A 17,747-nucleotide genomic window follows, 5' to 3' on the forward strand; every position below is an offset into this window, starting at 1 on the left:
TGACCCCATCAGGTCAACTGTTCCGCCGGACGGTGACGTGACCGCACACGGGACCTACTGTGCAGCGCAACCCGGCAACGCCCCGCGTGCCGTCGCGACGGATCGTGTGCGACTCCTGTGCGACTCCGGGTCCCCTGCGCACTGTTCGCGGCGCGGCCGCGCCATGCCCTCGTTCCCCGCCCCCTTCCCCCCACGCCCTTCCCACTCGTCCCCGTCCCGTCCCGTCCGCACAGGAGGCCGCCATGAGAACACCCGACAGCCGCGCCGAGGAGGTGCCGGACACCGAGTTCGGCGAGGGGAGCCGCGGCTCCCGACTCCTCGACCTGGTCGAGCGCGCGGGCAACGCGCTGCCGCACCCGTTCTGGCTGTTCTGGCTCCTGGGCGCGATGGTCGCCGTCGTCAGCTGGGCGCTGCACGCCTCCGGTCTGCGGGTCGAGGACCCCTCCTCGGGTGACCTGATCGGCGTGCGCAGCGCCCTGTCGGCGGACGCCGTACGGGATCTGATCACCGGGGCACAGGACTCCTTCGTCACCTTCGGCCCGCTCGGCACGGTGCTGATGGTGATGCTGGGGGTCGCGGTCGCCGAGCGTTCGGGGCTCTTCGAGGCGCTGGCCCGCCGCCTGCTGTCGGGGCTGTCCCCGCGCACGGTCGTTCTGGGGGTGGCGCTGGGCGGCGTGTTGGGCAAGTTCCTGTCCGACTCCGCGTACGTGGTGCTCATCCCACTCGGTGCGGTGGCCTTCCGGGCGGTGGGACGCTCCCCCATGCTCGGCATGATCGTCGCGTTCGTCTCCATCAACGCCGCGGGCGACGCCAATCCGCTGATCGCGCCCGGTGACGCGCTGTACGCCTCCGTGGCCACGGAGGCCGCGCGGCTCGTCGACAAGGACGTGGTGGTCCGTGCGACGGACAACATGTACTTCACCACCGTCTCCGCGTTCGTGCTGGCCGGCACGATCGCCCTGGTCGTGGACCGGTTCCTCGCCAAACGCGAGCACCATCTGACGCCCGACGCCGACCTGGAGGCCGTCGCGGCCCGGCAGGTGGTCGCCGCCGACGTCGACGACGCCACCGAGCTGCGCGCCCTGCGGCTGACCGGGCTGGCCGTGTTGGGCTACGCCGCACTGATCGTTTTCGCGATGCTGCCATCCTCGTCACCCTTGCGCGGTGAGGGGGGCGCGCTCGTGGAGTCCACGTTCATGAACGCCATCTCCGTCTTCCTCACTGTGTTCTTCCTGCTCGTCGGCGCCGTGTACGGGCGGCTCACCGGGCAGATCCGGGGAAGCCGCGCGATACCGGAGTTCATGGCGGAGGGCGTGCGCTCCATCGCGCCGCTGCTGGTGCTCTTCTTCGCCGTGTCCCAGTTCCTCGCCCTGTTCAAGTGGACCAACATCGCCACGGTCGTCGCGGTCGAGGGCGCGGACTTCCTCAGGGAACTGGGCGCGCCCACACTGCTGCTGTTCACCCTGCTGATCGTCACGGTCGCGCTGATGAACCTCGTCATCACCTCCGGCTCCGCCCTGTGGACCCTGGTCGCCCCCGCGCTGGTGCCGATGCTGATGCTGCTCGGCACCAGCCCGGCCACCACCATGGCGCTCTACCGCATCGCCGACTCCTGCACGAACTCCATCACGCCGATGAGCACGTCGTTCATGCTCTGCGTCGGCTATCTGCAGACCCTCCGCCGCAGGGCCGGCATCGGCACCCTGGTCTCCTTCACCCTGCCCATCGCCATGGTCATGCTCGTGGTGTGGACGCTGCTGTTCTTCGCCTGGTACGCGCTGGGGATCCCGCTCGGTCCGGGCGCCCCGGTGCGGTGACCTCCGCCGTACGCTGACAGCGTGAGCATCGTCCTCGACCTCGGAGGGCTCGGCCCCGCGGACCTCGCGGTCGGGCCTTCCGCGCTGTCGGAACTGATGGCGAGCCTGCACATCCTCGCCGAACCCGAGCATCACCCGGAGGCCGCCGACTGGACGGCCCGCGCCGCCGCGGCGGGCCCCGAACTGCGCGACGAGCTGTCCGTGTTCGCTCCACTGTGGGCCCGCTACCGCTGCCGCCTGTTCTTTCCCAGGACGTTGCCGCCACCGCCGGACCTGGACGAGGAACTGACGGCGATCTCGGCGCTGTCGGCCGAGGACTTCCTGCGGCTGGTGGCACCCGGCGTCCTCGGCACCAACGCGCAGCCCGTACCGCCGGCCCATGAGCTGCGCGTCGGCACCGCGGTCGCGGAGGACTACGTACGCCGCTGCCTTCGTCGCTCCTACGCCCGCGGTGAGCTGGCGCGCCTGCTGGTGGTGGCGCCGCTGGAGCTGCGGGACCGGCTGCTGACGGTGGTGCGGGCGGCCGACACCGCGTTCTTCGCCGAGGACTGGCGCACCCTGCGGCCCGCCCTGGAGGAGCACGCCCGGGCGGTACGCCGCCGGCTGGCGCCCCTCCCCCAGCCGTCGGCCGGGGGGACCCCCGCCCCGCTCCGCTCGCCCGCCGAGGTGCTCACCGAGCTGCTGCCGACCGCGGCCCGGGTCGGGCCCGGGGAGCGGGTACGGCTGGACAAGCTGCAGATCGACGAGGTGAAGGTGGCTCCGCGCTCCCTCGTCCTCGTGCCGTCCGCCCGGGTGTGGCCGCATCTGACGGTCAAGAACGAGCGCGGGTCGTGCGTCGTGGTGCAGTACGCGGCGCGGGGCACCACACCGGCCGGGGAGCTGACGCTGCGGGATCTGCACGACCGGCTGATGGCGTTGAACTCCCCGGCCCGGATGGAGCTGTGCCGCCATCTGCTGGGCGAGCCCATCACCACCTCGGAACTCGCCGCCCGCCTCGGCTCCAGCGAACCACAGGTCTCCCGCGCCCTGCGGACCCTGCGCGACGCGGGCCTGGTCCGCTCCACCCGGGACGGCAAGCTGGTACGACACCGGCTGGCCACGGATGTCGTCCAGCGGCTGGGCCACGACGTGCTGGCGACCGTGGCCCGGTGAGGCGGTACCGAGCCCAAGTGGAGTGAGCGGTGTCCCACTTGCCCGGTGCGACCGGCAACGGCTGCCAACTGCTCTTCCCGCGCTCACTTGGGCGCGGCACAATCGCCCGTATGACGACCACCACGGTGCCGGCTCCCACCCACACCACGCCGGTCGCCCTGGCTCGCGGGTTCCTGACGGGTGGCGTGAGCGGGGTGGCTCTGGCCGCTCTGGTCGTCGGCGTCGTCATCGAGAGCGTCCCTCTTTTCGTGACGGGCCTGGGACTGCCCGTGGTGTACGGGGTGCTCCTCCGCCTCGCGGGCGCGCCGAGACGCGCCCGCGAGGCGGCCGTCGTGCCTCGCACGGCCCTCGCGATGATCGAGAGCCTGCGCGCGAGGTCGAGCGAGACGGGCGACATACCGATCGACTTCGTTCTCACGGTCGCTCCGGACGACTCCCCGGCGTTCCGCGTCGAGATCACCCAGGCCGTCAATCTGGTCGACCTCCCCGACTACCGGCCACGCGGCATCCTCGTGGTCGAGTATCCGACGGAGCGGCCGTGGCGGACCCGGATCGTCCAGCGGCCCACACCTGAGTGGGAGGGCCGGGCGGCCGAAGCCCGCATGGACTCCGCGCCCGAGTCCGCCGTCGTGAAAGAGCCCCCGGAGGGCTGTGCGTTCGGCACCCTGATCCTCATCGGACTGGTGCTCGGGGCCGCCGCCGTGGTCCTGCTGTTCCGCGCGGACCTGTTCGATCCGGCCGACTCCGGGAAGCCGTCCGCTTCTCCCGGTCCGTCCTCTTCTCGCGGTCCGTCCGTCTCCTCCTCGACGTCGTCCACCACGGTCACGACGTCGTCGATGTCCGCCACGGTCGCCCTCGGCCCGGGGCAGTCCCTGCTCGACAAGGGCGAACTGCGCCGCTCTGTGGCCTCCTTGACCAAGGAGGCCACGGACAGCGACAAGGACGGCAGCGAGGACAAGGACGCGCCGGAGGCGCTCACGGTCGTCGTGCAGGAACGGCTGCTGTCCGTCGTGTTCGCTCCGACCGGTACGGCCGCTCCCCGGTTCGACCTGGACTCCCTGCCCTACGACCGCATCCCCGCCCTGGTCCAGGAGGCCAGAACCACACTCGGGGTCGGCTCTCCCCAGACCTGGCAACTGACCGCCGACGAGCTCACCGGCTCCCTCACCCTCCGCGTCACCGTCACCGGACCCGACGGCGGGGCCTCGCTCGACGCGGACGCCCACGGGAAGGTTCTGCGGCGCAGCCCGGCCTCCTGACCGGGGGAGCCGGAAGGGTTCAGGGGCAGATGACGTCGGTGCCCGGAGCAGCCGTCGCGGTTCTTCGCTACGGCCAGTCCGATGGCAGATTGCTTCGGACTGCCCGACTGCGATCGGGGCGAGGAGGCCCGGGGTCCCGCCCGCTCACCGGGCCACCATGGTGGGTGCGGAGATCGCGTTCCGGCTCCCGCCCCCTCGATGGTCCGTGTGGGAGGTCGGCGGTCACATACTGCCCCGCGTCCCGTGCGGTCGGCACCACCGCCGAAGCGGGGTTTTCCTGATGAACCACATCAGGAAAACCGCGATTCCCCGGGCTTACCAGGGGCTCTCCCGTCGGTCACAGTCGGCAGCGTGACAGAGGCAGTCCAGAAAGGACACCGTCGATGGCGACGACCGTCGGTCAACCTGCCGAGCACGACATCGGTCTGAGCCGCCTGCGGCACGACCCCTACCCCGCCTACCGGTACCTCCGGGAGCACGACCCCGTGGCCCGGGTGCCGGAGGCGGGCCGCTACCTGGTCACCCGGCACGCGGACATCATGCACGTCGAACGGCACCCCGAGATCTTCCTGTCCTCGGAGAACCCCTCCCTGATGACAAGGTCGATCGGTGAGACCCTGCTGCGTCAGGACGGTGCCGCCCACCAGCGGCTGCGCCGGGCCGCCGAGCCACCGCTGCGGCCGAGAGTCGTGAAGGAGCACTGGCTCCCGGTGTTCCGGCGCAACACCGCCGACCTCCTCTCCGTACTCGCCGAGCGCGGCGAGGGCGACCTGTTCGCCGACTTCGCCGGACCGATCGCGGCCCGTAACCTGGCCGCCCTGCTGGGCCTGCGCGGGGTCGGGGACGAGGACATGCGGCAGTGGTCGCAGGCGATCATCGACGCCGCCGGGAACTACGGCGAGGATCCGGAGATCTGGGCCCGCTGCGCCCGCGCGGTCGCCGACCTCGACGCGGCGATGGACGAGATCCTGCCCGTCCTGCGCCGCGACCCCGACCCGTCCGTCGTCTCCGCGATGCTGCACGCCGACGATCCACTGACCGAGGACGAGATCCGGACCAACATCAGGGTCTTCCTCGGCGGCGGCCTCAACGAGCCCCGCGACTCCATCGCCACCGCCACGTACGCCCTGCTCACCCACGACGAGCAGCGGCGCGACGTCGAGGCCGAACCCGCCCTGTGGAAGCGGGTGTTCGAGGAAGCCGTCCGCTGGGTCTCGCCCATCGGCATGTACCCGCGCCGGGTCGCCACGCACACGGATCTCGCCGGACGCGTCCTGGAGCCCGGCGACAAGCTGGGCATCGTCATCGCCTCCGGCAACCACGACGAACGGGTCTTCGACCGTCCCGAACGCTTCGACATCCACCGCGCCGAGACCGGCCATATCGCCTTCGGCGGCGGCCCGCACTTCTGCCTCGGCACCTGGGTCTCCCGCGCCGCCGTCGCCCAGATCGCCCTGCCCGGTCTCTTCGGCGCCCTGCCCGGTCTGCGCCTCACCGACGAGGCCGTGCCCTTCGAGGGCTGGGTCTTCCGGGGCCCGCTCCGGCTCGGCGCCACCTGGAACAGCTGACCCCGGAATCCGCCCGTACAAGAGCCCGTTCACAAGCCCGTTCACAAGCCCGCACAAGAGGAAGAGCCGACCATGCCGAAAGTCACCTACGCCCAGCCGGACGGCACCGAGACCGTCCTCGACCTGGTCCCCGGCACCACCGTGATGCGTGGCGCCGTCACGGGCGGAGTACGCGGCATCGTCGCCGAGTGCGGCGGCAACCTGATGTGCGCCACCTGCCACGTCTATGTAGACCTCGACGAGGCCACCCCGGCCCCTTTCTCCCCCGTCACCCCCGACGAGGACGAACTCCTCGACTGCACGGCCACACCCCGCGAGGCGGGCAGCAGGCTCAGCTGTCAGCTGGGGCTGACGGACCGGACCGCCGACATCGTCGTACGGGTCCCGGAATCCCAGACATGACCGGCCACGGCGTGTACGGCGCCCCCGTCACCCCGGCCTGCGCCGACCGCGCTGTGAACACCTACCTGCTCACGGGCCGGCTGCCCGCCCAGGACGTCACATGCCGGGCCTGAACGATGCCGTGACTCTGCCTGGGGCCGCGGGCGCCTCCGGCTCATATTTCGGTGGCCGTCCGCTCGGGCACGTTGTTACGCTCGACGCATGAGTTACGTCTTCTACATCTGACCGGGCCGTCGGCTCCGCTCCTCACGACCGTGTCCTCGCCCACGGGCCGTCACACACGTGAAGAGCCGGGAGCCACGCATTCGCCCGCGACCCCCGCTCCGAGTCGGGCCGGGTCGTTCGTCAGAGTCGGTGCACTCCCCTGTGATCCCGTGTTCTTTCGCGTGATCCCTGGGTGACGTGTGCCTCCTTCCGGAGGAAGAGAACGTGACTGCCACAGCCTTGCCTGCCCGCGACCGGGCTCAGTTGACCTGCGCCGGTCTCCGCGTCGACCGTGGTGGGCGCACCGTGCTGCACGACGTCGAGATGAAGGTGTCCCCGGGATCCCGCTGGGGCGTCGTCGGCGAGAACGGACGCGGTAAGTCGACCCTGTTGCATGTCCTGGCCGGTGCGCTCGCCCCCGACGAGGGGGAGGTCCACCGTGTGGGCACCTTCGCCCTGGCCGAGCAGGAGATGCCGGCGGATGACGAGCGCGCGGTCGGCGACGTCGTCGACGAGTACCTCGCCGATGCCCGCGCCGCCCTCCGGCGCCTGGACGCCGCCGCGGTGGCCCTGACGGAGGAACGGCCCGACGCGGTACAGGAGTACGCCGACGCGCTGGAGGTGGCGCAGGCGTTGGACGCCTGGGACGCCGACCGCCGCGTCGATGTCGCCCTCGCCGGACTCGGTGCCGTCAGCGACAGGGCCCGCCCGCTCTCCACGCTCTCCGTGGGCCAGCGCCATCGGGTCCGGCTGGCCTGTCTGCTGGGCGCCGAGTACGACTTCCTGCTGCTGGACGAGCCGACGAACCACCTCGATCCGGCGGCGCTGGAGTACCTGACCGCCAGGCTGCGCGCCCACCCCGGAGGTGTGGTGGTGGTCAGCCACGACCGGGCGCTGCTGTCCGACGTGGCGACCACGGTCCTCGACCTCGACCCCACCCGTGACGGCCGCCCGCAGGCTTACGGCGGCGGGTACGCCGGCTACCGCGAGGGCCGGGAGGCCGAGCGGATCCGGTGGGAGGCGGAGTACGAGCAGCAGCAGACCGAACAGGTCCGCCTCAAGCAGGCTCTGTCGGAGGCGCAGAACCGGCTGAGCACGAGTTGGCGTCCGGACAAGGGCACCCCCAGGCACCAGCGCGCCACCCGGGCCGGTGCCCTGGCCCGCTCCGTGCACCGCCGCCAGGACGACCTGGAACGCCACAAGGTCACCGCGCCCGTACCACCGCGGCGTTTCCACATGCCCGAACTCCCCGCCCGTCCCGGCGTCCTGCTGCTGCGCGCACACGAGGTGAGCGTCCACGGCCGGTTGCACCGGTCGACCACCCTGGCGGTGGCGTCCGGCGACCGGCTGGCCGTCACCGGACCGAACGGAGCCGGCAAGTCCACGCTGCTGTCCGTTCTGGCCGGGCAGATCGCGCCCACCATGGGCCGGGTACACCGGGCGCGCACCGTACGTCTGCATCTCCTGGGCCAGGAGTCGCCGCCCGCGACGCGGCGACGAGCCCGCGACCTCTACGAGGCGCACACCGCGCGGCTGGTGACCGCCGGGGTCCTCGCACAGGGCGAGGTCGTGGGGCTCGGGGCGCTGGGTCTGCTCGGCTCACGCGACGCGGGGAAGCCGGTGGCCGAACTGTCGACGGGTCAGCAGCGCCGTCTCGACCTCGCCCTGGCACTCGCCGCCCGGCCGCACGTCCTGCTGCTGGACGAGCCGACCAACCACCTGTCCATCGCCCTCGTCGACGAACTCACCGAAGCCCTGCACGCCACGGACGCGGCCGTCGTCGTCGCCACACACGACCGCCAGCTGCGACGCGACATCCACGACTGGCCACGCCTGACGCTGTCCCGACCGGAGGCGACGCACCGGGCAGGGCCGAGGGCCCGCTGAGCGTCCGTGCCGCTGCCGCCGCTACCACCACCGGTGGCGGTCGACAGCGATCCGTCGGTCGCCGAGCGGCTGCACCGCGCGGGCGTTGCCCCTGGGGAAGAGCCTCCGATAGTGCGCCAGAGCGGTGACCGAGACCTGGACGGGGTGGGTCAGCAGGTTCCAGCGCACTCCTGGGGTGTAAGGGCAGACGGTGGTGGAGCCGAGGTAGCGGTAGGACTCGGTGCAGGGCGGCAGCAGTGCGTCGAGTTCGACATCGGGGACCGCCCAGGGCCGTTCGTCGCGGCGGGCCGAGGTCAGCAGGCGGTCCAGGGAGTCGTTGGCCTGTCCCGGGTGGACGAAGACGCCGACGACCGTGTAGCCGCTGTCCCCCGCTTCGGCCGGGCCGACGTCATCGGTCACGCGCCGGTACTTCATGTGTTGTTCCATCGGGAACGCCACGCCGCCGACGGTGTGCTCGGAGGGCATGTGCCAGTGCACGTCGACCAGCTCGTAGCGGTCCGAGCCCACCCGCAACAGGCACTCTTCACCGGGCGGCGGCTCGGCCTTGACGGCACCCTCGTCGTCCCGGACGCATCCGGCCCGGCCGCTCCGACGAGGGCCGCTCTCGGGCCTGCGCCTGCCCGGACCGTCGAAGTGCAGGCGCAGGTCAAGTCCCGTCGGGTGGTGGAACCGTAGGGGCGGCAGGGCGCAGGGGTAGGTGTCCTGGGCGCGGATGTCGACCGGGCTCTGTGTCAGGAGCGGGCTGCGGAAAGCGGACGGCGCGGGTGTGGTTGTGGTTGCGGGTGTGGTTCGGGGCATGAGCGATCACCTTGGGCCGAGTCGGGAGCTCTGGGATGGATTCACCGCATATCTCCCCATACCGTCACGACGGAACTCGCAAGCTCACCTGGACTGCTGAACAGGGGGCACGACCTTGACGCCCATTCCGGCTCTCCGCCTCACGGACAGCGCACTGACGAGCCGTCCCTCGCGCTCTCCCACAGCCACGCCGACCTGCTGATCCGCTGAACTGCTTAACTGCCCCTGAAATAGGCTAGGTTGCCCGGACCTGACCCCAAGACCCCGAGGGAGCGGCAGTCATGAACCGCCAGCAGATGACCTTTCGCGCGGTTGACGTCGGTGACGGCGGTGACGGGCGGTGGGCCTCGCACACCCAGGGGCTGTGGTCGGCCGCCGAGGGCTGGACGAGCGAGGAGGGCCGGACTCCCGAAGGGGCCAAGCGTGCCCGGAAGCTGTTCGAGGAGCACATGCCGGAGCTGGTCCCGGTGCTCGACCGGCTCACCCGTCAGCTGGACCGGCCCGGCGGGGAAACCTTCCTCACCCACGCCGCCCTACGCCCGTTCTTCTCGGGCTGCACCCAGATCGGCGGCAAGGGCGCCTTGCTGCGCAACTACGACTTCAGCCCCGCCGAGTGCGAGGGCACGATCGTCTCCTCCCACTTCCTCCGGCCGGTGATCGGCATGCAAGAGGCGGGCTGGGGCCTGCTGGACGGGATGAACGACGCCGGGCTCGCGGTCTCGCTCACCTTCGGCGGGCGATTCGTCCACGGTCCCGGCTTCGCCATCCTCATCGTGCTGCGCTATCTGCTGGAGACCTGTGACACCGTCGAGGAAGCGGTCGGCAGACTGCGGACCATACCCATCGGGATCCCGCAGAACGTCACCCTCGTCGACCCCGACCGTGCGGTGACGGTGTTCGTGGGACCGGACATCCCACTGACCGAGGCACCGGACGCCTGCGCAGCCAACCACCAGCACCTGCCCGTGCCCGATGAACAGGAGCACTTCTCCCGGACACAGGAACGGCTGGAGACCGTTCGGGCCACGGGGACGGACGTGGCAGCCATGTTGAAGCCGCCGCTGTATCAGTACGCGTACGACGAGGGGCTGGGAACGATCCACACCGCCCACTACCGGCCCTCGGAGGGCCGCGTGACCTACCACTGGCCCGGCGAGTCCTGGGAGCAGTCCTTCGCCGGCTTCGCCCCGGGATCCCGCACCGTGCTCCTCGGCCGGACGGACTGAGCACCGCGCGACGGCGGCGTCATGGGGGACGATGGTCGGCATGACGACTTGAAGAGCACGGAACGAGCGGCTGATCTGGCGAAAGGTCGGGACCTGGGACACGGTCGCCGACGGGGACCGGCGCGTCTGTGCCGACTGCCGGACGCCTGTCCGCTCGTACAAGTACCGCTGTCACCCGCCCGAGTCCGCCGCGTTCGAGCGGTGCGTCGGGCTCGCCTGGTGTACCGGCTGCCGGATCTACTGCGGCTCGATGGTCCATGTGCCCCGCACACAGGTCATCGTCGACCCGCTGGCCTCGTTGCCCGACGACGAGCGGGAACGCCTCGTACGGAGCGAGGTCAGGCTGATCAAGTTCCTGGAGCGGCAGGCCCGGGAGGCGAAGGGCTCCTGAGACGGGGGCTCCTCGGCCTGCGCGCATGCTGTGACCTGTGACTCCTCGCCCCGGGCCGGTGGAAAACCCGGTGTGCTCGGGGGCTCCCCCACGTGACAATCAGGGACCAGCAAGGGGAGGAACACATGAGCCAGGCCCACCTGACTCTTCATGAGCTGCTGCCGCCGGAGGAGCTTGCGGCGGCGCTCGAAGCGGGGCACGTCACGCGCAAGCCGCACCCGGAACTGCCGTTGTCCATCTACACGTACACGAGGACATGCCAGTACGAGCGGGTGTGGAACCGGGTGACCACGCGCTGCCGCGGTCTCGTGGCCGACGACGGCACCGGTGAGATCGTCGCGCTTCCGCTGCCGAAGTTCTTCAACGTCGGTGAGCACGAGGCCGGTCAGCCGTATGCCCCGAGCCTCCCGGACGAGCCGTTCGAGGTGTACGACAAGGTCGACGGCAGTCTGGCGGTGGTGTTCCACTACGCCGGCCGGTGGCGGGTCGCGTCCAAGGGTTCGTTCGTCAGCGTCCAGGCCACCTGGGCGCAGCGGCTGCTCGACGGGAAGGACACCTCCGGTCTCGTTCCCGGGGTGACCTACCTCGCCGAGATCCTGTACCCCGAGAACCGGATCGTCGTCGACTACGGCGACCGGCGTGACGTGGTGCTGCTGGCCGCGTTCGCGAAGGACGGCACCGAGGTCGCCCTCGCGGAGGCCGCGACCGGCTGGCTCGGCATCGGCTCGGTCGTCACCGTCCGGCCCGCCCTGCCGCTCGCCGAGCTGCTGGCCATGACGGAGGGCAACCGGCTGCCCGGCGGCCTGGCGGCCACGGGCACCGACGCGGAGGGCTTCGTGCTGCGCTTCGCGTCGGGCGTACGGGCCAAGGCCAAGTTCGCCGAGTACGTGCGGCTTCACAAGGTGCTCACCGGGGTGACCGAGCGGGACATCTGGCGAGGTCACGGCATCCAGCGGTTCGCGGGCCTGCCGGCCAAGCAGGTGGCGCAGGCGCTGGGCTGCTCGGCCGAGGACATCGTCGCGTCCGGCGGCCGGCCCCTGGACGCGCTGCTGGAGCAGGTGCCCGACGAGTTCGACGCCTGGGTGCGCGGTGTCGTCGCGGGCATCGAGAAGCAGGTGGAGGGCCGCGAGCGGGCGATCGACGAGGCGTTCGGGTCCCTCACGCACCTCGCCGACGACCGGGGGGCCTTCGCCCGCGCGGTGCGGGAACTGCCCGACGCGGCCGTACGTCCCGCCATGTTCCTGCGCCTGGACGAGCGACCCACCGAACTCGTGACGTACCGTGCCACCCGGCCGGAGGCGTCCGACCCCTTCAAGAACGACGAGGAGAACTGACCGTGCCCGTGGTACACGTCATGACGGGGCTCCCCGCCTCGGGGAAGACGACGGCCGCGCGGAAGCTGCAGGCGGAGTCCGAGGGGCGGCTGCGCCGCGTCAACCTCGACGATCTGCGGGCGATGCTCGACGTCCCGCTGCCCGAGGGGTCCGAGCGTCGGTCGTACGCGCACGAGCAGACCGTGCTGGCGATCCAGGACGCGGCGGTACGGGCGGCCGTCGACGGCGGTTTCGACGTCGTCGTGGACAACACGCACATGACACCGCACATCCCGAAGCGGCTGAAGGCCGCGGTGGCGGGGCTGGCCACCTTCGTCGTGCACGACTTCACCGACGTGCCGGTGGAGGAGTGCCTGCGGCGCGACGCCGAGCGGGAGCGGCCGGTCGGCGAGGAGATCATCCGGATCCTCGCCGACAAGCACGCGAAGTCCCGCAGGGGCGGCTGGCGGCTCACCGCGGAGTGGCTGAACGACCAGCCCCCCGTCGAGCCGTACACCGCCGATCCGACGCTTCCCTCGGCGGTCATGTGTGACATCGACGGCACCCTCGCCCTCAGGGGTGACCGGGGCGCCTACGACTTCACGCGCTGTGAGGAGGACCCGCTCAACGTGTCGGTGCGCGGGGCGCTGCGCGCCTTCCGCGGTGCCGACGGCGATGTCGTCGTCCTGCTCTCCGGACGCGGCGAGGAGCACCGCGACCGGACGGAGGCCTGGCTGCGCGCGCACGAGGTCCCGTACGACGAGCTGTGGATGCGCGCCGCCGGTGACCAGCGCCGCGACGACGTGGTCAAGGCCGAGCTCTTCGACCGGCATGTACGCCACCGCTTCGCCGTCCGGGTCTCTCTCGACGACCGCGACCGGGTGGTCGCCGTGTGGCGCCGCATGGGCCTGCCGACGTGGCAGGTCAACTACGGCAGCTTCTAGCCGGCGGCGGCCTGCCGGTGCGCCCGGACGATCAGGCGTCTGCATGTCATGAGGCGGCCACAGTCCCGCGCCCGGTGCGGGGGCGACCGGACCGGCGGGCAGACGGGCGCCCGCTGGTAAAATGGGGGCACGCTTCGACACCGCCGGGGCCCGTACCTTGGGGTACGGGCCCCGGCGTGTTCCGGGCGTCGGATCAGAAAGGTTCCCCATGAACGCGAAGCCGTCGGCCTCTGGGCTCCCCCGTGTCGGCAAGCCCCGGCAGGCGACAGCGCCGCAGGGCGAACTCTCGATGCCGCGGACGGTGGCCCCGGGCCTGCCGCCGGCCGAGTCCTTCGACGCGCTGGGGCTGCCGCCTGAGCTGACGAAGACGATGACCGGCCTCGGGGTGACGGAGCCCTTCCCGATCCAGGCGGCGACGCTGCCCAACGCGCTGGCCGGCCGCGATGTCCTCGGCCGCGCACGCACCGGCTCCGGCAAGACGCTGGCTTTCGGTCTTGCGCTGCTCGTCCGGACGGCAGGCGTGCGAGCGGAGTCGAAGCGGCCGCTCGCGCTGGTCCTGGTACCGACCCGGGAACTCGCCCAGCAGGTGAGCGACGCGCTGGATCCGTACGCGAAGGTGCTGAACGTACGACTGGCGACGGTGGTCGGCGGGTTGTCGATCAACCGGCAGTCGGCGCTGCTGAAGACCGGAGCGGAGGTGGTCATCGCGACGCCGGGGCGGCTGGCCGACCTGGTCTCGCGCCGCGACTGCCTCCTGAACCACGTGCGGACCACGGTGCTGGACGAGGCGGACCAGATGTGCGACCTGGGATTCCTGCCGCAGGTGTCGGACATCATGGACCAGCTCCCCTCCGGCGGGCAGCGGCTGCTGTTCTCGGCCACCCTCGACCGCAACGTCGACCAGCTGGTGCGTGACCACCTGAACGACCCGGTGCTCGCATCGGTCGACCGGCTCGCGAGCTCGGTCACCACGATGGAACACCACGTGCTGAACATCCACGCCGCCGACAAGTACGCGACCGCGACGGAGATCGCCGCGCGGGACGGCCGGGTGCTGATGTTCCTGGACACCAAGGCCGGCGTGGACCAGTTCACCCGCCACCTGCGGGCCAGCGGCGTACGGGCGTCCGCCCTGCACAGCGGGAAGTCGCAGCCGCAGCGCATGCACACGCTCGGCCAGTTCAAGAGCGGTGAGATCACCGTGCTGGTGGCCACCAACGTCGCGGCGCGGGGCATTCACATCGACGCGCTCGACCTCGTCGTCAACGTCGACCCGCCGACCGACGCCAAGGACTACCTGCACCGTGGTGGGCGCACGGCTCGCGCCGGGGAGTCCGGGAGCGTGGTCACCCTGGTCACCCCCAACCAGCGGCGCGATGTGAACCGGATGATGTCCGACGCCGGGATCCGGCCGACGGTCACCCAGGTGCGCTCCGGAGAGGAGAAGCTGACCGCCATCACCGGGGCGAAGCGCCCTCCGGTCGGCGCGAAGACGACCGGCGGCAACGCCTCCTTCCGCGGCCTCGGCACCCGCCCGGGCCCCGCGAAGGAGTCCCGCAAGACCGCCGATGCCCGCAAGGCGGCGGAGGCCCGCGCGGCGGCCCGGGTACGCAAGGGCCGCTGACGCCTTCGGATCAGGCTCGGGAGCCGGGCGCCGCGAGGCCGAGGCCGGCGAGTGCTGTCCTGCCTGCGGCGGTGTGGCCGTTCCCGGCGAGGAGGAGCGTGCGGGCCGACTGATAGGGGCAGCCCGCCGCGTCGAATGCCGTGGCTGCGGCGAGTTGGCGGGGTGGGTCGCCGTCCAGGAGTGCCTGCGCGCGGTCCAGTTGGGCGGTGACGACGGGGTTGCCGGCGACCAGGCTCCGCGCGGCGGCGACCCGGTCCGGGGCTGCCGGGTGGCCGGCGAGGACGGAAGCCTCGGCCCGGAGGCCCACGTACCAGTGCAGCCAGATCCAGGAGACCCATTTCCACACCTGCTCCGGTTCCGGTGCGAGTCGTTCCAGGGCCGCGTCCGGGTCCCCGTGGTGAAGGAGCACCATGGCGTCGAAGACCGCGCCGTAGCCGTGGTGATGCTCCGCCGAGGTGCCCGCCGCGTCGACGATCGCGAGCCAGCTCGCCCGTGCGTCGTGATCGCCGCGCAGGCCGTGGATCATGGCGACCGACGCGGCGGCCGGGCCGAGCGAGAACGACCGCTGCCGTCCGCTCCGCCGCCACGCGTCGAGGAACCGCTCGCTGCCGGTGAGTACGTCGGCGGCGTTGCCCGCGAACGCGTCCGCGACCAGGAGCCAGGACATGGCGTGGTGTTGCACCTCGGCGAACAGGGGCTGGTCGGCGAGTTGCCTGCCCCATCTGCGGGCCTGTGGCAGCTCGCCCACGCCGAGAGCCGTTCCGGCGGCCATGGCGAGGGCGTCCATCCGCTCGTGTGTGGCGGCGGGGGTACGCGGTACCGAAGCCAGGATCTCGATGCGGCGCCGGGCGGCGGCCGCCGCGCCGAAGGAGTCACCGGCCCAGGTCCGGGCGCCGGAGAGCGCGTCGAGGGCGGCGGACTCGGCCACCGGGTCGCCCGCCCGCCGGGCGAGTTCGACGGCCCGTTCCGCGTAACGGACCGTTTCCTGCGCGGTGTTGTCCACGTCCCCCTGGACCGCGCCGAACGCATCCGCGAGGACCGCCGCCTCGGCGAGGGCGAGGGCGGCCGTGGCGGCCGGGTCGGTCGGCGGACCGGCCGACGGGCCGGCCGGCAGGACGACGTCGCCGGACAGGTGTCGCCGGGCCTCCGCGAGCAGGGCGCTCACCTCGTCCACGGCCGGGAGCAGGGCGAACTCGCTGGAGAAGCGGTACGCGACGGTGGCGGCGTCGGCCAGGTCGCGCGCCGCACCGGTGGTGTCGCCGGCCCGGCGGGCGGCCTCGGCGGCGCCACGATGCAGGCGGAACATGTCGTCGCCGAGCCTGCGGCAGCCGGCCACCCCGGCGGCCTCCCGCAACGCCACGGCAGCGACGGCAGCACCGGTCGCGTCACCGGCACCACCTGTCACGTCACCAGCCGCACCAACCGCACCAATGGTGTCACTCCCACCGAACGCGTCGCCCACAGCGATCACGTCCCCCACGCCGACGACCTCACCGGCGAGCTCCGCCGCCTGCTCGTACCGCTGCTGGGACTCGCCCAGCAGATTGCGGGTGAAGGTCAGCTCGGCCAGGGTGAGGGCGAGGCGGTGGGCGTGCGGTCGCTGTTCCGGGCGCTCGGCGGCCCAGGCGAGGGCCGCTCGAAGGTCGTCGGCCAGGGCGTCGAAGCGGGCGCGCCAATCCGCGCCCCCGACCCCGACCCCGACCCCGACCCCGACCCCGGCTCCGGCTCCGGCTCCGGCTCCGGCTCCGGCTCCGGTGAGGATGGTGGCGCCGGTCAGGCACCAGTTCAGATGGCGGGACCGGACATCCGTCAGCTCGGCGGTGTCGGCGAGCCGCTCGGTCCCGTACTGGCGGATGGTCTCCAGCGCCTGGTAGCGGGTGCCGGTCGCGGACGGTGTCGCGGTGAGCAGGCTCTGCTCGGCGAGCCGGCCGAGCCCGTCGGCGACCGCGGCCGCGTCCAGCGGAGCGAACCCGGCCACGGCCGTGGCCGCGTCGGCGGTGAACGGCACGACGAACACCGAGATCCGGCGCAGCAGCGCCCGGTCCGGCGGCTCCAGCAGGTCGTGGCTCCAGTCCAGCGCCGCCCGCACCGATCGGTGCCGGTCGTCCGCGCGGGGACCTCCGGCGAGAATCCGCAGCTGGTCGGAGAGACCGGCCGTGAGACCGTCCAGTCCGAGGGTGGGCCATCGTGCCGCCGCCAGTTCGATGGCCAGCGCCATGCCGTCGAGGCGTTCGCAGATGGCCGCGATCCGGTCGCGTACGGCCGGTTCCGGTGGCAGGCCGACCGCCGCGGCCCGTTCCATGAACAGGGTCACGGCGTCCGACTCGGCGCCGCCGTCCCAGGACAGCGGCGGAACCGGGAAGACCCATTCGAACGGAACCATCATCCGGGCCCGGCTCGTCGCGAGGACCCGTACCTTCGGGCAGGCGATGAGCAGCCGTTCCAGGAACGGCGCCACCCCGTCGCGTATCTGCTCGCAGTTGTCCAGCACCAGCAGTGCCTGGCGGTCCGCCAGGGCGGCCAGCACCGACTCGTCGACACCGCGCCCGGGTTGCTCGCCCACGCCCACGGCAGCCGCGATCGCCGCCCCCACCCGCGCCGGGTCGGTGACCGGGGCCAGGTCGACGAACCACACCCCGTCGGCGAAGTCGTCGGCCGTGTCGGCGGCCACCGCGAGCGCGAGCCGGGTCTTGCCCACTCCGCCCGGACCGACCGCCGTCACCTGTCGGCGCGTCTTCACCGCCTCGGCCAGCTCTGCGCGCTCCCGGACCCGGCCGATGAACGCGGTCAGCGGTGCGGGGAGGGTGGGTGCCGGGCTGGGCCGCTCGGCACGGGCGAGTCGGGCCGCGCGGCGGGAGAGCGCCCGCCGGTCCGGTTCGTCGAGCTTGCGCAGCAGGGCGGAGACGTGTGACTCGACCGTGCGTACGGAGATGAACAGCCGCGCGGCAATCTCCGCGTTGCTGAGGTGCTCACCGAGCAGTGCGAGCACTTCGGCTTCACGAGCCGAGATCACTGGACTGGACACCGGCCCATTATCCGTTGATCCGTGGCGTCTCCGTGGTGGATTCCGTGCTCACCACGGAGGCGGGCCGTGGCCCGGTGGGGAGAGGCTGTGAGCACGGCGATCGCACCTGGCGGACACTCCGGGAGGATCGCGGCCCG

Annotated in this window: 13 protein-coding genes and 1 pseudogene; 12 read left to right on the top strand and 2 right to left on the bottom strand. The window is 72.0% G+C overall.

Annotated elements, in window-relative coordinates:
- Positions 1-242: 242 nt before the first annotated feature.
- From OG622_RS05545 to OG622_RS05575, 7 genes and pseudogenes are all read left to right on the top strand, one after another.
- The gene (locus tag OG622_RS05545) at positions 243-1,817 is read left to right on the top strand and encodes an AbgT family transporter (RefSeq protein ID WP_371573847.1); all 1,575 of its coding nucleotides are present in this window, start codon (positions 243-245) and stop codon (positions 1,815-1,817) included.
- Positions 1,818-1,838: 21 nt separating this feature from the next.
- Positions 1,839-2,969 (top strand): DUF5937 family protein, encoded by a 1,131-nt coding sequence (locus OG622_RS05550; protein WP_371573849.1) that lies wholly within the window; start codon positions 1,839-1,841, stop codon positions 2,967-2,969.
- A gap of 110 nt (positions 2,970-3,079) precedes the next feature.
- Complete coding sequence (locus tag OG622_RS05555; protein ID WP_371573851.1) at positions 3,080-4,228, top strand: hypothetical protein; 1,149 nt, start codon at positions 3,080-3,082, stop codon at positions 4,226-4,228.
- Positions 4,229-4,611: 383 nt separating this feature from the next.
- The gene (locus OG622_RS05560; protein ID WP_371573853.1) at positions 4,612-5,796 is read left to right on the top strand and encodes a cytochrome P450; all 1,185 of its coding nucleotides are present in this window, start codon (positions 4,612-4,614) and stop codon (positions 5,794-5,796) included.
- Between the two features lie 72 nt (positions 5,797-5,868).
- Positions 5,869-6,198: a 2Fe-2S iron-sulfur cluster-binding protein gene (locus OG622_RS05565; protein WP_371573855.1), complete on the top strand. Its 330-nt coding sequence runs from the start codon at positions 5,869-5,871 to the stop codon at positions 6,196-6,198.
- A gap of 2 nt (positions 6,199-6,200) precedes the next feature.
- Positions 6,201-6,311, top strand: a pseudogene (locus OG622_RS05570) (alpha/beta hydrolase); the annotation flags it as partial.
- Positions 6,312-6,627: 316 nt separating this feature from the next.
- A complete protein-coding gene (locus OG622_RS05575) occupies positions 6,628-8,289 on the top strand; it encodes an ABC-F family ATP-binding cassette domain-containing protein (protein ID WP_371573857.1) in 1,662 nt (553 codons plus the stop codon).
- 21 nt (positions 8,290-8,310) lie between these two features.
- Here the strand turns inward: OG622_RS05575 and OG622_RS05580 are convergent, their stop codons facing one another.
- Positions 8,311-9,087 carry a carbonic anhydrase family protein gene (locus tag OG622_RS05580; RefSeq protein ID WP_371573859.1) on the bottom strand — a complete coding sequence of 259 codons (777 nt, stop codon included), beginning with the start codon at positions 9,085-9,087 and terminating at the stop codon, positions 8,311-8,313.
- Between the two features lie 281 nt (positions 9,088-9,368).
- On the opposite strand from OG622_RS05580, the gene OG622_RS05585 reads away from it, so the two are divergent.
- The 5 genes from OG622_RS05585 to OG622_RS05605 all read left to right on the top strand — a co-directional run bounded on the left by OG622_RS05585 (position 9,369) and on the right by OG622_RS05605 (position 14,585).
- Positions 9,369-10,313: a C45 family autoproteolytic acyltransferase/hydolase gene (locus tag OG622_RS05585; protein WP_371573861.1), complete on the top strand. Its 945-nt coding sequence runs from the start codon at positions 9,369-9,371 to the stop codon at positions 10,311-10,313.
- Positions 10,314-10,563: 250 nt separating this feature from the next.
- Positions 10,564-10,704, top strand: a complete 141-nt coding sequence (locus OG622_RS05590) for a hypothetical protein (protein WP_371573862.1) — start codon at positions 10,564-10,566, stop codon at positions 10,702-10,704.
- Between the two features lie 125 nt (positions 10,705-10,829).
- The gene (locus OG622_RS05595; protein WP_371573864.1) at positions 10,830-12,038 is read left to right on the top strand and encodes an RNA ligase; all 1,209 of its coding nucleotides are present in this window, start codon (positions 10,830-10,832) and stop codon (positions 12,036-12,038) included.
- A 2-nt stretch (positions 12,039-12,040) separates the two neighbouring features.
- Entirely contained in the window at positions 12,041-12,961 is a 921-nt protein-coding gene (locus OG622_RS05600; protein ID WP_371573866.1) for an AAA family ATPase, read from the top strand.
- 208 nt (positions 12,962-13,169) lie between these two features.
- Positions 13,170-14,585: a DEAD/DEAH box helicase gene (locus tag OG622_RS05605; RefSeq protein WP_371573868.1), complete on the top strand. Its 1,416-nt coding sequence runs from the start codon at positions 13,170-13,172 to the stop codon at positions 14,583-14,585.
- A 10-nt stretch (positions 14,586-14,595) separates the two neighbouring features.
- Here the strand turns inward: OG622_RS05605 and OG622_RS05610 are convergent, their stop codons facing one another.
- Entirely contained in the window at positions 14,596-17,610 is a 3,015-nt protein-coding gene (locus tag OG622_RS05610) for a LuxR C-terminal-related transcriptional regulator (protein ID WP_371573869.1), read from the bottom strand.
- Positions 17,611-17,747: the final 137 nt, after the last annotated feature.

This window comes from Streptomyces sp. NBC_01314, assembly GCF_041435215.1.
Lineage (GTDB): Bacteria > Actinomycetota > Actinomycetes > Streptomycetales > Streptomycetaceae > Streptomyces.